This window comes from Microbacterium sp. NPDC058269, assembly GCF_042881445.1.
In the GTDB taxonomy this organism is placed as follows: Bacteria; Actinomycetota; Actinomycetes; order Actinomycetales; family Microbacteriaceae; genus Microbacterium.
Map to the genome: position 1 here is coordinate 544,472 of NZ_JBHVXT010000001.1, position 14,078 is coordinate 558,549.

A 14,078-nucleotide genomic window follows, 5' to 3' on the forward strand; every position below is an offset into this window, starting at 1 on the left:
CCGAAACCCCCGCGGACTCGGGTCCGCGGGGGTTCGGCGTGGTGGAGTTCGTGACTACCTCGACAGCGTCGGGCCGGCTTCGAGGGTGCGCTCGTACTCGCGCTGCGCCTCGGCGTTCAGCTCGGTCTTGCGGGCGCCGCTGCGGGCGACCCAGGCGCCGAACCAGATGGTCAGCTCACGGGCGAACACGAAGGCCGCGATCGCGAGCGGAGCGAGCAGCTGCTCGCCGACGAGGTCGCCCCCCTGGCTCGCGCTGAGCTTCCAGAACGGGGCCTCGAACAGCTGCCCGAGGATGTGCCCCGCGTACGCGATGACACCGACGATGATTCCGAAGACGACCCAGAGCCCCCAGCGACCGCGGTTGATGATCGCACCCAGCAGCCAGAAGCCGAGGAAGAACACGACGACGGGCGTCCAGTATCCCCAGGTGGTCAGGGGGGCGATCGCGGTCTGACCGATGTTCTCTCCGGTCACGTCTCCGGCGATCGCGCCGAGTCCCAGCGCCGCACCGAGGTACAGCACCGCGAAGACGAGCGTCGCGAGGAGCCCGATGGCTCCCGCGGTGCCACGGTTGCCACGGTCACGGGGCGGCTCGGGAGCCTGCACGAAGATCGGCTGCGGCTGCGCGGCGGCCGCGGCGACGAGAGGTTCCGACGGGACGACACGCGTATCGGCCTCATCGCCGTACTGGGCGTATGCGGCGCCGGCCATGCCCGACTGCTCATGCCCGAACGGAACCGGCTCACCCACGACCGGCTCAGGGTAGAAGGAGGTGGTCTCGGCGTCAGCCTGGGCTCTGACCTCCTCGGTGTAGTCGCGCGACGGGGCGGCCGCAGCAGGAATCGCTGCTGGCGGCGGGGACGCGAACGTTCCAGGATGGTCGCGCTCTGCCTCTTCGAACGCGGCGAGGTCGGGGTCGACCGGCGCGACGACGGGCTTCTGATCCAGGCCGTCGTCCAGGCCGTCGTTGTTGCCGGGAACATCCGCGCCTGCAGCCGCGGCGGCATCCAGGCCTGCGTTCGCACTGCCGACGACGTCGTCAACGTCAGCCGGCTTCTCGGGCTGGGGAACGTCGGGGTCACTCATGGGGTGCGCCTCTCATCGGATACGTGCATTGTGAGGGTACCTCCGAGCGAACAGACGCTCGCGGAGGCGTGCCGACGTGTCGTCATACGCGACGACACATCACCGTTTCGCGTGTTCAGGGGAGTGCGCCACGCAGGGCATCACCGGCGAACTGTGCGAGCACCGGGAGCATCGGGAGCGACAGCCACACGAGGGCTCCGATGATGCCGACGCACACGATGCCGGCGAACCAGCTCATCCCGAGGTTGCGTCCACCCACCCGTGCCATGGCTCCACGCTACGTCCGAAGGACGCACGTGCCCGGCAGCAACGCCGACACTCGATGCGCTCTGCCCCGACTCACCGCGCGGTGCGACCGCGGAGGCGCCAGAGCAGCCAGAGACCGGAGACGGGGATGAGGAGGATGCCGACTCCCATGATGCCGACCCAGATCATGTCGTACCAGGCGGGGAGCAGGGGGTTGTTCACGGCCGGTGGGTTTCCCGTCCCCGAGGCACTGTCGCTCGACTCCCACGCGGAGACGGTGATCATCGTCGAGATCACGATGATCGACAGACCGCCCACCACGAACGGCACCACGATGGAGACGATCTTCTCCCCCGTGTTCCACAACGAGCACAGGCTCACGAGAACGGCGCCGACGAACCACCCCACGACCGGCACGACGATCCCCCCGAAGCTCAGAGTCAGAGCCGCGGCGATCGCGAACCCCCGCGTGGAGGTCGGCGCGGGACGGGCATCCGGCGTCTGGGGCACCGTCGCCGCAACAGCGGTGGGGGCACCCGCCGGCAGCTCGGCCTGTGCCTCTCGGGCGATCGCGACAGGGTCGCCGAGGCGGGCGATCCGCGCGGCCGTCGCATCGGCGTCGAGCCCCTGGAGCTCTTCGAGGATGCCTGCGCGGATGTCGGTCGCGACGCCGTGCGGCAGTCCGCGCATCGCCTCGTCGAGCCGCGTGAGGTAGTCCTCTCGAAGGGTGTCTGCGGTGAGCCCTGCCATGGTCATCCCTCTCCGACGATGCCCGTGACCACACGGGCGAACGGCGCCCACTGCGCACGGAAGCGCTCGAGCTGGTCGATACCGGTCGCGGTGAGCCGGTAGTACTTCCGCACCGGACCGCTGTCGGAGGGCTGGTCGAACGTCGTGACCCAGCCGTTGTCCCTGAGCCGCCCCAGCAGCGGATACAGCGTGCCGATGCTGGCGATCAATCCTGCGCCGGTGAGCGCATCCGCCAACTGCCAGCCGTACATCGGCTCACGCGCGAGCAGACCGAGCACGCAGTACTCGACCACCCCCTTGCGCATCTGGGCGCCGACATCCGCTGTCATGCATGACAAGGTAGCATGCGAGACAAGTGAGAGGCGCCCGGGACCACGGGGGCGGATGCCGCGACGGCACCCGCCCGTGCGCTCACCCCTTCGTCGCGCCGGCGGTCAGCCCGCCGACGATGTACTTCTGCAGGAAGAGGAACAGGATCATCACCGGGATCGCGGCCATCACCGCACCGGCGGAGAACGCCGACCAGTCCGCATAGCGCGGGTTCGCGACGAGCTTGGTGAGACCGACGACGAGGGTCTGCTGATCCACGTCGACGAGCATCACGCTCGCGATGACGTACTCGTTGACCGTGCCGATGAACGACAGCAGTCCGACCACCGCGAGGATGGGCGCGACCAGACGCAGGATGATCGTGAAGAAGATGCGCGCGTGACCGGCTCCGTCGATGCGAGCGGCCTCGTCGATCTCCTTCGGGATCGTGTTGAAGAAGCCGTACATCAGGTAGGTGTTCACGCCGAGCGCTCCACCGAGGTAGACCAGGATCAGGCCGGTGTGGGTGTTGAGACCGATGGCGGGGAACCAATCCCCCAGCGTCGACATGAGCAGGAAGATCGCGACGACGGCGAGCAGCTGCGGGAACATCTGCACGACGACGATCGTCACGAGCCCCACACGGCGTCCGGCGAACCGCATGCGCGAGAACGCATATGCGGCGCACGCTCCGATGAACACGGTGACCGCGCCGGTGACCACGGCGATCAGCAGCGTGTTGAGGAACCACGTGCCGTACGGATTCTGCGGGTCGCTCAGGATGCGCACATAGCTGTCGATCCCGATCGCGGAGAACAGCTGGTTCGAGCCCGTCAGCGTCCCCTTGGGGTTCAGCGAGGCCGAGACCACGTACAACAGCGGGAACAGGGCGAAGGCGCTCACGACGATCGCGACGAGGTGACGCCATCCGGTGTCGGCGAACCAGGCGCCGAAGCTGCGACGGCGCGGTGCGAGGGTCTGCACCTCTTGGGTGGAACGCTCGGTGGTGGGGCTGGCGGTGCTCATGTCAGTTCAGCTCCTCGAGGGCCTTGGTCTTGCGGAAGCTGATGATCGAGATCGTGGCGACCACGACGAAGATCAGGATCGTGAAGGCCGACGCCAGGCCGTAGTCGCGGGTCTGGCCCGTGAAGGCGACCTTGTAGACCATCGAGATCAGGATGTCGGTGTGCCCGACGGGGATGGACACGTCGCTGAAGCGCGGACCGCCCTTGGTGAGCATGTAGATCAGGTTGAAGTTGTTGAAGTTGAACGCGAACGACGAGATCAGCAGCGGGGCGACGGTGACGAGCAGCAGCGGCAGCTTGATCCGTCGGAAGACCTGCCACGGGTTCGCACCGTCCATGACGGCGGCCTCGTTGACGTCTTCCGGGATTCCCTGCAGGGCACCCATGCAGACGAGGAACATGTAGGGGAAGCCGAGCCACAGGTTCACGAGCAGCACCGACACCTTCGCGAGGGCGGGGTCGGTGAGCCAGGGGATGGCAGCCCCGCCGAAGATCACCTGGTTGATGAAGCCGAAACTCTCGTTCATCATCCCGGCCCAGACGAGCGCCGAGAGGAAGGCGGGGAACGCGTACGGGAGGATCAGGATGATCCGATAGCCGTTGCGGAACCGCATGCGCGTGTTGTTGAACACCAGGGCGAGGAGGAGGCCGAGGAAGAACGTGGTCGCGACCGAGATCAGTGCGAACGCGAACGTCCAGAGCGTGACCGAGATGAGCGGTCCGCGGATGGAGGAGTCGGTGACCGCGCGGACGAAGTTGTCGAAGCCCACGGTTGTCTGCCACCCGGGGAGCAGCTGCTCTCCGCCTTCAGCCGTGAAGGCGCCGTCGCCCGTGTCGGAGTACACGGTGCCCGTGGTGGTGTCGGTGATGGTGTCTGCGGTCTCGTCGTACTCGAGCGTCGAGACGTACAGGTAGCCCTTCTGCCCGTCCGGAGCGCGGAGGCTGCCGTCGTTCGGGTCGTCGCTGAACGGCACCGACAGCTTCTCGAGCTCTTCGGAGAGGGTGAAGACGGTCGCCAGCGGAAGGGTGGCCCAGCCGTCGACCGCGACGGCCGTGCCGCCCTCGAATCGGGCGTCGACCTCTTCGAGCGGCTGCTCGGCGGTCCCGAGCAGAGCGTCGCCGGATTCCGGGTCCGTCACCAGCAGGCCGTATGTGCCGAACTGCTCGACGACCGTCACGGGGTAGGTCGGCGAATCCTCGACCCGCTCCTGCGCCGAGGCGAGGAGCGAGGAGATCGCCTGATCCTTGGTGCCGTTGTGTCCGGTTCCGTAGTTGGTGAAGCCGATGTACCCCGTGTAGAGCAGGGTGAACACCTGGAACACGATCAGGAAGATGATGCCCGGCGTGAGGTACTTCGCCGCGATGCGCTTGCGGGAGAAGTAGATGTAGTTGACGAGGACGGCGACCACCACGACGATGCCGAGGATCAACCACTCCTGGTGGGCGAAGAGCACGAACGCCGCATACAGCGCGATCGCGTCGACGACAGCCAGCAGGAGGATCTTCAGCAGCATCCAGCCGATCGGTCCGGATGCTGCCTCGGCGATCTTCGCCGCCTGGCGCTGGCGTCTGGTCGGAGGAGCGGTGCGCTCGTCGGTGTCAGTCATGTCGTCCTCGTCATGATCCTGCCGGGGCGGGCGAAGACGCCCACCCCGGCAGAGTCAGTGTTCTGGCTGTTACTTGATCGCGGCGGTGACGTCGTCGACGAGCTTCTGCCACGTCGTCGCCGGGTCTTCGCCATTGATGATCGCGGCCTCGGCCACGCCCCAGTACTGCCAGACCGCTCCCATGGCCGGAATGGCCGGCATCGGGACGGCGTCGGCACCGACGGCCTGGAAGCCGGCGATGATCGGGTCGGCGGCGGCGGTGTCGGCGGCAGCGGTCAGGGCGGGCAGGACGTTGCCGGCCTTGAACAGCTCGAGCTGCACGTCTTCGGTGCCGATGTAGTTGACGAGGAAGTCGTTCGCGGCGACCTTGTTCTTCGACTCCGAGCTCACGAAGAAGCCCTTCACGCCGGCGAACGGCGAAGCCGTCTCACCGGTCGGGCTCGGGATCGGGTCGATTGCGACGTTGATGCCCGCGTCGGTAGCCGCGCCCACGTTCCACGGACCCGTGAGCCAGAAGGCTGCCGTGCCGTCGAGGAACTGCTGCTTGGCGATCTCGCCGTCGACGTCGGTGTTCAGAACGCCCGCTGCGCCCTGCGCACCGAGCCAGTCGGCGAACGCGAAGCCGCCCTCGCTGCCGAGCTGGAGGTCGGTGGAGTCGTAGCTGCCGCTGTCGTCGGTGCCGAACACCGGGGCACCGAACGCCGTCTGGAACGGGTACAGGTGGTACGGGTTGCCCTCGGTCCCCTGCTCCACGACGAACGTGCCCTTCGAGATCATGTCGTCGAAGCTGGTCGGCGCGGCCGGAACCAGGTCGGCATTGCGCAGCACCGCGATGTTCTCGACGGCGTACGGGAGCATGTAGACGGTGCCGTCGTAGGTGGCGGCCTGCAGCGCGACGGGGAGGTAGTCCTCGGAGCTGTCGCCGAGCTCGATCGGCGCGACCACGCCGTTCGTGGAGAGCTCGCCGAGCCAGTCGTGCGCACCCATGACGATGTCAGGGCCCTTGCCGGTCGGAACCTGCTGGATGAAGTCGTCCTTCATGTCGTCGACCGACTTGCCCGTGAGCTCGACCTTGACGCCGGTCTTCTCCTGGTAGGCATCCGCGGCGCTCTGCAGGGCGTCGACGCGTTCGGCATCGACCCAGACGACCAGCGATCCGCTGTCTTCGGAGCCGGAGGTGTCGTCGCCGCTGGTCCCCGTGGAGCAGCCGGCAAGCGTCAGAGTCGAAACGATGGCGATCGCGCCCGCGGCGACGATGCCCCTCTTGTTCACCTTCATTGGTGTGTGCCTCTCTCAGTGCTGATCACCTGCAAGGACTGCAAGCGCTTACAGTATGCATCGAAATCGGCACCGTTTGCAATGAGAGCGAGCGTCGATATCAACCCGTGATAGAGGAACGTACTGCCGCCGCGATGTGGAAACGCTTCCATGATGCCCGTCGGCGGACTCCGCTACGTGTGAGGACGCCTCGCGGGAACGTGCGCCGGAAAACGCACCGATGTGTACCCCCTGAGCCCCTGAGTAGGATGAAACCATGGCTGACAGCTCATTTGACATCGTCTCGAAGGTCGACCACCAGGAGGCGGAGAACGCCCTGAACCAGGCCCGCAAGGAGATCGAGCAGCGCTACGACTTCAAGGGCACCGGCGCATCGATCGCCTGGAGCGGCGAGAGCATCCTCATCATCGCGAACACCGAGGAGCGGGCGAAGGCCGTGCTCGACGTGTTCCAGTCCAAGCTCATCAAGCGCGGCATCTCGCTGAAGAGCCTCGAGTCGGGCGACCCGTTCGCCAGCGGCAAGGAGTTCCGCATCGTCTCGACGCTCAAGGACGGCATCTCCTCGGAGAACGCGAAGAAGATCAACAAGATCATCCGCGACGAGGGGCCCAAGGGCGTCAAGAGCCAGATCCAGGGCGACGAGCTGCGCGTGCAGTCCAAGAGCCGCGACGACCTGCAGTCGGTCATCGCGCTGCTGAAGGGCGCCGACCTCGATCTCGACCTGCAGTTCATCAACTACCGCTGAGCGGCGGGCGCTCGCAGCCGCAGACGAATCGACCCCCATCCAGCTGTGAGAGCCGGACGGGGGTCGGTTCGTCTACCCGCGGTTTACGGCGAAGTCGCGACCGGGTAGATCTGCTGGTAGCGCGCCGACGTGTCGGGCGGCTGGAGCCCCGCGACTTCGCGGTATCCGACGGCCTTCAGATAGTTGTATTCCGCGCCGTCGATGTTGCGCTTGACGCCCGCCGCGGGGTCGATGATCCAGCGGTAGATTCCGGCATCGGCATTGTGTCCGTTGATCGGGGTCATGCAGAGGAAGGTCATATCGGCGATTCCCATCGGTCCGTACCCAGGGTCTGGGTTGGGGTTGGTTACTGGCGGTGTGCTGTTGCCTTGCAGGAAGGCGAGGGGGCTGACGAATGCCCCGTTCACGAGGATCTCGATGTGGAGATGCACGCCCATCGAGCTCTGCGGACCACGCTGGCTGTTGCCCATGTAGCCGATGACCTGACCCTGCGTGACTCGCGCTCCCTGAGGGACTGTCGGAGCTCCGTCGAAGTGTGCGTACCTGCTCACCACTCCGTTCTCGTGATCGACGACGACATGGTGGCCCCATCCGTGGGGGTCAGCCGAGGTCGAGATCCAGTCTCCGCCTGACACCCACCCTGCGGCGATCGCGAGGATCGGCATCCCTCGGCCTCCCCACGTGTCCAGCCCCATGTGGCGCCGAGTTCCTTCCCGCGGCGCGTTGAACTGACCCCCGGCCTCCGTCGAGGCCCGAAATGGATCCGTCGGATAGATGTACCCGTTCGCCGCAGGAACGGCGGCGAACGCGGATTCACCGGTCAGGATGCCATGGCCGGCCAAGGCGACGCCCGCTGCGATTCCCGTGGTGGCGAGCATCGTTCGTCTGGAGACAGGTAACCCGATGATTGCTCGTCCCTGTGATCCAGGTGCTTCAGGTGGGCTCATATGAACACCGTAGTGACTAAGCGTCGGACACCGCTGTCCCCTCTTCGGCCTACAGACAGGGGGCACCCGAGGTCGATAAGTTTCGGTGGTCTCTGCCTTGCCACGTGTCGCTGCGAGGGATGCACGCAGGTTCTTCGATGGATTGCATACCGATATATGGGTTGCGGTACCCAAGACTGGGAGTGGTCGACTCGATGCGACCGATGACGCGAACGCCGCGTGACGCACTGCCGTCGTAGGGCTACGCGATCTCGGGATTGCGAGCTTGCCCTCGTGGGGACGAGGCCGCGGCAGTTCCATGCGCTCGCGTCTTCGGTGGCCGGCGGATGCTCAGCATCCGCCGGCCACGGAACCACGAGCAAGAGACCACGAGCAAGAAGAGCCCACCTGAGCCGTGCTGCGCGCCCCCACGCGGACTGCGGACTCAGGTGGGAGTTATTGGCATCCGACGCGACTTCATGATGTAGTTGCCCTCCCGGGCGAATCATGGGGCGCTCGGGATCAGAAGGGCAACTGGGGGCGGATCCATGGGGAGTATCGGATCGACGAACATCGGGGAGAGCAAGCAGCTCTTGGCCGAGGAGGTCTTCCACCACATCGGGAGACAGATCATCGATGGCGCCTTGGCGGCGGGTGAGCGCATCCGCGATGTCGACGTCGCGGAAGAGTTGCACGTCTCCCGAACACCCGTTCGCGAGGCGCTCCAGCGGTTGGAAAGACTGGGAATGGTCACGATGTACCCGAGCCGGTACACCGAGGTCACGGCGGTGACGCCGGAGACCATGTCGCAGTCGCTCGAATTCGCTGGCTACCAGGCGGGGATCGCCGCGCGACTGGCAGTGCCGAGAATCACGACGGCCCAGCGCGAAAAGGTCCTCACCCTGATCGCAGCGATGCAGGATTCGCTGGAACGCGGCAGAGGCACCTCCGCCACCCGCTGGGCGGTGTTCGCGTACCTCGGCGAGCACAGCGGGAATGCACAGCACCGCACGTTGATCGACGATGCGAGCATGGTCCTGTTCCGCAACCTCCGCGACTGGGTGGTCCCGTCATCCGATCGCGCACGGATGGGGCAGGTCTACATCGACTTCCGCGATGCCGTCCTCAGCGCCGATGGCGACAGCGCGGAGCGGCTCGTCCGGGCGATGTACTACGTGTGAGACCTGACCGCCTGTGCGAAGTCACCGCGATGCGTGCCATCCCCTGACCCATCGGTCCAGACGCGCATAGGCGTCCTCCCGCGCCTCGTGCCGGGAGAGGAAGACGTCGTGCAGCGCGCCGTCGATGCGCTCCACGGTGACGCTGGGCCCGAGCCGGAGCGCCGCCCGGGCGATGTCGTCGACCACCAGTACCGAGTCGGCCGCCGTGAGGTCTTCCGACCAGCGCGTCGGCGGCACGAAACGCGCCGAGAGCAGGACGCAGACCGGCGCCGTGATCGACAGGCCTGATGCCACAGCCTTGTGACCCGAGAGGATGGCGTGCAGCCATCCCGCGTACACCGCCATGGTCTGCGCGGGCCGCCACACCGCGTTCACCTCCATCGGGTCGTCCGGGTCGGCCACCTCCTGCTGCGCGCGGGTGTAGAAGCCGAGGTCGATCTGTGGCGCGGCCTCCATCGGTCGCAGCCGCGCCTGCAGCTCGACCATCGGGGCGATCGCGGCCCGGGCCGGGGCGAACTGGAACTCCAGCCACGGACTGTTGAGGATCACCGCATCTGCGGCACCCGGATGTCGCGACGCCCACAGGCTCAAGGTCAGCCCGCCGGTGGAATGCCCGAGCAGGATGAGTCTCCGGTCGGACTCGATGCCACCCTCTCCTCGCCCCATCGCATCCAGCGCCGCTCCGATGTCTTCGTCATAGATGGCGAGGTCGGCGATGTAGCCCGGCGTCTGCCCGTCGCGCAGGCTGCGGCCGTACTTGCGCAGGTCGAGAGCGAAGAAGCGGGCGCCACGAGACGTCCAGAAGCGCGCGAGGCGCTTCTGGAAGAAGTAGTCGGACCAGCCGTGCACGTACAGCACATCGACGCCATCGAGAAGCGGTCGGTTGCCGCTCGCCCGCGCCCACAGGCTCGGCCTCCTCGGCAGCGCACGCACCAGGGTCGCCACGACGGGGCCCTGTTCATCGATGCCGAGGTCGAGCGTCAGCTGCTCGAACTCGTCACCGAGCACATCAGGGATCCAATCGGCCATGCGTCCCTCCCCCGTCGTCGCCAGGCTAGCCGAGCGGGCGACCGGGTGCAGGAAGCCCGACCGGGACGGCGCTACTCGCCGCGCGAAACCCGGACCATCTCGTCACGCGGGACCACCTTGACCCGGGCCCGTTCCTCGGGGGCTCCGAGAGAGATCTCGTGCTCGTCGAGGCGGTGCCAGCCGTCGAGGTCGGTCCAGCGGACGCCACGCTCCTGCAGGAGCGCCGGGATGGCCTCCTCCGAGGGGTCCTCCGCATGCCACCACGAGCCCTGGTCATTGATGATGTGCCGTACGGTCTCCATCGCGTCGGACTTGGTATGCCCGATCAGACCCACCGGTCCGCGCTTGATCCATCCGGTCGCGTAGATTCCGGGGACGCGTTCGTTCGAGTCCTTCGCGAGCACCTGGCCCTCCCGGTTCGGGATGACACCGTGCTTCTTGTCGAACGGGACGCCGGGAAGCGGGGATCCGAAGTAGCCGATGGCACGGTACAACGCCTGAAGGGGCACCTCCCGCATCTCTCCGGTGCCGATCGCACCGCCTTGGCCGTCGGGCTGGGTGCGCTCGTACACGAGGGCGGCGACCCGACCGTTCTCGTCCTTTCGGACCTCGACCGGCTTCGCCCAGAAGTGCAGATGCAGGCGACGAGATGCCGAGCCTCCGGCGTTGTTGACCGAGTCGCGCTTGCGCCAGGACTGCAGGATGCGGTCGATGACCATGACCTGCTTGTTGCTGGCGACAGCGTCCTTGGCGGCATCGTCGTAGTCGAAGTCCTCGTCGTAGACGACCATGTCGACATCGCGCAGCTCGCCGAGCTCACGCAGCTCGAGAGGGGTGAACTTGACCTGTGCCGGTCCACGGCGCCCGAACACGTGCACGTCCGTGATCTCGCTGGCCTTGAGGCCCTCGTAGACGTTGGCAGGCACCTCGGTGACGAGCAGGTCCTCCGCATGCTTGGCCAGCATGCGTGCGACGTCGAGCGCCACGTTGCCGTTGCCGAGCACACCGACGGATGCGGCATCCAGCGGCCACTCGCGGGGGACATCGGGGTGCCCGTCGAACCAGCTGACGTAGTCTGCGGCTCCGTAAGAGGCGACCGCATCGATGCCGGGGATCTCGAGCGAGGTGTCGCGGATCGCGCCGGTGGCGAAGATCACCGCGTTGTAGTGCTTCTTGAGGTCGTCGAGGGTGATGTCCTCGCCGAAGCGGACGTTGCCGAACAGGCGGATGTCACCCCGGTCGAGCACGTCACGCAGAGCTGTGATGATGCCCTTGATGCGGGGGTGGTCGGGCGCGACGCCGTAGCGGACCAACCCGTACGGTGCGGGGAGCTGCTCGAAGAGGTCGATCGAGACGTCGAACTTGCGCTCCGCCTTCAGCAGGATGTCCGCCGCGTAGATGCCGGCGGGGCCCGCACCGACGATGGCCAGTCTGAGCTTGGTCATGGGAGGTCCTTTCGTATGCCGTCGCAGCCCGCGCGCGACCCGACGGGCCGCCCGCGCAGATTCAGCTGGAGCGTTCGGCGAGGGTCTCGGCGAATCGGGTCAGTGCCTCGCGCACGGTACCGCGCGGAAGCAGCTGGAGAGCGTCGACGGCATCCCGAGTCCACGCGTGCGCGAGCTCGAGGGTCTTCTGCGTCACAGGGTGGTCGCGGAGCTCGTCGAGCGGGCCGTCGAGGATCGCGGGGTCGGCGCCGTCGGCGATGAGGGCGACACCCTCGTCGATCCGCGCGGCGAGGTCGGCGGCGCTCGCGTCACTCTCCGCCTTGAGCAGCAGGTACGGCATGGTCGGAACGCCCGCACGCAGGTCGGTTCCCGGAACCTTGCCCGTCTCCTCCGGCTTCGCGGAGAGGTCGATCACATCGTCGAGCAGCTGGAACGCGACGCCGATCTTCTCGCCGTACACGCGCAGCGGCTCTTCATACTCCGACGGGGCGTTGGAGAAGATCACCCCACCCTGCGTGGCCGCGGCGATCAGGGAACCCGTCTTGTCGGCGAGCACCTGGATGTAGAACTCGATCGGGTCGTCGCCCTCCTGCGGGCCCAGGGTCTCGTGCATCTGACCGAGCACGAGACGCTCGAAGGTGTCGGCCTGGAGCCGGATCGCGCGCTCGCCGAGCCGCGACATCAACTGGCTCGCGCGGGAGAACAGGATGTCGCCCGTGAGGATCGCGATGTTGTTGCCCCACACCGCATGAGCGGCCGGAACTCCGCGGCGGCGGTCGGCTCCGTCCATGACGTCGTCGTGGTACAGCGAGCCGAGGTGGGTGATCTCGAGCGCCTTCGCGACGTCGATGACCTCGGTGGTGTTGCCGTCGCCGAGCTGCGCGGCGAGGAGCGTCAGCACGGGACGGATGCGCTTGCCGCCGGCCTCGTACAGGTAGCGGCTGGCGGCGTCGGCCAGCGGGTCGGCGACGCGGACGTCGTCGGCCAGACCGGTCTCGACCAGCTCCAGTCCGTCTTCGATGGCGCGCGCGACACGTCGGGCGGCAGGCCCGATGAAGACGCGATCGCTGAAGCCGAGACGGCTCGCCAGTCGCGAACCCGGGGCGATGGGGCTCGAAGTCACGTTCCCAGCCTACCTTCGTCGGATGTCACGGTTTCGCCCGGATGGATCACTCCGGCTTGCGCGCTCTGTGCAGGGCCACGATGCCGAAGGTGAGGTTGCGGTACGCCACGTCGCTCCAGCCCGCTTCGCGGATCCAGGCGGAGAGGCGCTTCTGGTCGGGCCACTCGCGAATGGACTCGTTCAGATAGTCGTAGGCGTCGCCGTTGGTACCGGCGACGCGGGCCACCCGGGGCAGCACCTGGGCGTTGTAGAAGCGGTACGCGCCGCGGAAGAGCTTGCCCGGCGGGGTCGAGAACTCGTTGATCACGAGCCTGCCCCCGGGCTTGGTCACGCGGTACAGCTCGCGCAGCGCCTTCTTCGGGTCGTTCACGTTGCGCAGCGCATACGACATCGTGACCGCATCGAAAGTCGCATCCGGGAACGGCAGATCGGTGGCATCGGCCTGCACGAACGACAGGTTGCGAATGGCACCGTGTCGGCGCTCCCCCTCGGCGAGCATCCCCGGCGAGAAGTCGGCCGCGACAACCTCGGCTCCGCTGCGCGCGAGGGATGCCGACGACGATGCGGTGCCAGCGCCGAGGTCGAGGATCCGCTCCCCCGGCTTCGGAGCGACGGCCCGGGTGGTCGCCGCACGCCACAGCACGTCGTTGCCGAAGGTCATCGCCGTGTTGGTGCGGTCGTACCCTGCGGCGACCTGGTCGAACATGCCGCTCACGCGGGCGGGGTCCTTGCCGAGATCGGCGCGGTTCTTCTCGTTCGAGGTCACGAGTTCAGTCTAGGCGCGAGGCCCAGCGCTTCGAGGCGGTCGAGCCAGGGATCGGCGGTCACATCGTCGAAGGGAGCGACCTGGGCACGCACCCGCTCCTCGAGGTCGAGCGCGAGGTGCTCGAGATGCGACATGACGTCAGCCGGATAGCCGTAGCGGGCGCTGTGCTCGGCCCACTCGTCTCGGTCGTCGACCCAGGTCCCCTGTGGGCCCTGGACGCGCACCACGTCGAGGTCCATGTCGATCCCGGTCGCCAGCAGCGGGTCATCGGACCAGCGGATGTCCCACCCCAGATCGATGTAGATGCGCATGCCCTTTCGATGACGACGATTCACGGTCAGCGCGTGGTCGCCGCTCGCCGGGACGAGGGTCACGTTCGGACCTCCCGCATGGAACTCCGCCCCCGGGCGCACGCTGTGCCATCCGACGGGCTGCCCGATCCAATAGCCCCATTCGTCGGCGCCGAGATACACGCACTCGTGCCGCCAGTGCGGCGAGCCGTCCCACTTGCGCCATTGGAAGACCATCTCGGTGCCGGGTGCGGGGCGTGCGTCGCTCATCC

At 67.1% G+C, this 14,078-nt stretch carries 15 protein-coding genes; 2 read left to right on the plus strand and 13 right to left on the minus strand.

Annotated elements, in window-relative coordinates:
- Window positions 1-54: 54 nt before the first annotated feature.
- The 7 genes from ACFVWL_RS02720 to ACFVWL_RS02750 form a co-directional block, all read right to left on the minus strand.
- The gene (locus ACFVWL_RS02720) at window positions 55-1,086 is read right to left on the minus strand and encodes an ABC transporter (RefSeq protein ID WP_387178148.1); all 1,032 of its coding nucleotides are present in this window, start codon (window positions 1,084-1,086) and stop codon (window positions 55-57) included.
- 115 nt (window positions 1,087-1,201) lie between these two features.
- Window positions 1,202-1,354: a hypothetical protein gene (locus tag ACFVWL_RS02725; protein ID WP_387178151.1), complete on the minus strand. Its 153-nt coding sequence runs from the start codon at window positions 1,352-1,354 to the stop codon at window positions 1,202-1,204.
- A gap of 71 nt (window positions 1,355-1,425) precedes the next feature.
- Window positions 1,426-2,082, minus strand: a complete 657-nt coding sequence (locus ACFVWL_RS02730) for an HAAS signaling domain-containing protein (RefSeq protein ID WP_387178154.1) — start codon at window positions 2,080-2,082, stop codon at window positions 1,426-1,428.
- Between the two features lie 2 nt (window positions 2,083-2,084).
- Window positions 2,085-2,411 carry a PadR family transcriptional regulator gene (locus ACFVWL_RS02735; protein WP_387178156.1) on the minus strand — a complete coding sequence of 109 codons (327 nt, stop codon included), beginning with the start codon at window positions 2,409-2,411 and terminating at the stop codon, window positions 2,085-2,087.
- An 82-nt stretch (window positions 2,412-2,493) separates the two neighbouring features.
- A complete protein-coding gene (locus ACFVWL_RS02740) occupies window positions 2,494-3,417 on the minus strand; it encodes a sugar ABC transporter permease (RefSeq protein ID WP_387178159.1) in 924 nt (307 codons plus the stop codon).
- Between the two features lies 1 nt (window position 3,418).
- The gene (locus ACFVWL_RS02745; RefSeq protein WP_387178162.1) at window positions 3,419-5,023 is read right to left on the minus strand and encodes an ABC transporter permease subunit; all 1,605 of its coding nucleotides are present in this window, start codon (window positions 5,021-5,023) and stop codon (window positions 3,419-3,421) included.
- 69 nt (window positions 5,024-5,092) lie between these two features.
- Entirely contained in the window at window positions 5,093-6,301 is a 1,209-nt protein-coding gene (locus ACFVWL_RS02750; RefSeq protein WP_387178164.1) for an extracellular solute-binding protein, read from the minus strand.
- Window positions 6,302-6,557: 256 nt separating this feature from the next.
- Between ACFVWL_RS02750 and ACFVWL_RS02755 the strand changes: the two genes are divergently transcribed.
- On the plus strand, window positions 6,558-7,046 hold the full coding sequence (locus ACFVWL_RS02755; RefSeq protein ID WP_017829222.1) for a YajQ family cyclic di-GMP-binding protein: 489 nt from the start codon (window positions 6,558-6,560) through the stop codon (window positions 7,044-7,046).
- A gap of 83 nt (window positions 7,047-7,129) precedes the next feature.
- On the opposite strand, the gene ACFVWL_RS02760 is transcribed toward ACFVWL_RS02755, so the two are convergent.
- Window positions 7,130-7,924, minus strand: a complete 795-nt coding sequence (locus ACFVWL_RS02760; protein ID WP_387178168.1) for a M23 family metallopeptidase — start codon at window positions 7,922-7,924, stop codon at window positions 7,130-7,132.
- 596 nt (window positions 7,925-8,520) lie between these two features.
- On the opposite strand from ACFVWL_RS02760, the gene ACFVWL_RS02765 reads away from it, so the two are divergent.
- Window positions 8,521-9,153 (plus strand): GntR family transcriptional regulator, encoded by a 633-nt coding sequence (locus tag ACFVWL_RS02765; RefSeq protein ID WP_387178171.1) that lies wholly within the window; start codon window positions 8,521-8,523, stop codon window positions 9,151-9,153.
- 21 nt (window positions 9,154-9,174) lie between these two features.
- Here ACFVWL_RS02765 and ACFVWL_RS02770 read toward each other — a convergent pair whose 3' ends face one another.
- The 5 genes from ACFVWL_RS02770 to ACFVWL_RS02790 form a co-directional block, all read right to left on the minus strand.
- A complete protein-coding gene (locus tag ACFVWL_RS02770) occupies window positions 9,175-10,182 on the minus strand; it encodes an alpha/beta hydrolase (protein ID WP_387178174.1) in 1,008 nt (335 codons plus the stop codon).
- Window positions 10,183-10,253: 71 nt separating this feature from the next.
- Window positions 10,254-11,627 (minus strand): FAD-dependent oxidoreductase, encoded by a 1,374-nt coding sequence (locus ACFVWL_RS02775; protein ID WP_387178176.1) that lies wholly within the window; start codon window positions 11,625-11,627, stop codon window positions 10,254-10,256.
- Between the two features lie 61 nt (window positions 11,628-11,688).
- Window positions 11,689-12,750 (minus strand): polyprenyl synthetase family protein, encoded by a 1,062-nt coding sequence (locus tag ACFVWL_RS02780; RefSeq protein WP_387178178.1) that lies wholly within the window; start codon window positions 12,748-12,750, stop codon window positions 11,689-11,691.
- A 46-nt stretch (window positions 12,751-12,796) separates the two neighbouring features.
- Entirely contained in the window at window positions 12,797-13,516 is a 720-nt protein-coding gene (locus ACFVWL_RS02785) for a class I SAM-dependent methyltransferase (RefSeq protein WP_387178180.1), read from the minus strand.
- Window positions 13,513-14,076, minus strand: a complete 564-nt coding sequence (locus ACFVWL_RS02790; protein ID WP_387178182.1) for a hypothetical protein — start codon at window positions 14,074-14,076, stop codon at window positions 13,513-13,515. The genes ACFVWL_RS02785 and ACFVWL_RS02790 overlap by 4 nt, the downstream gene beginning before the upstream one ends.
- Window positions 14,077-14,078: the final 2 nt, after the last annotated feature.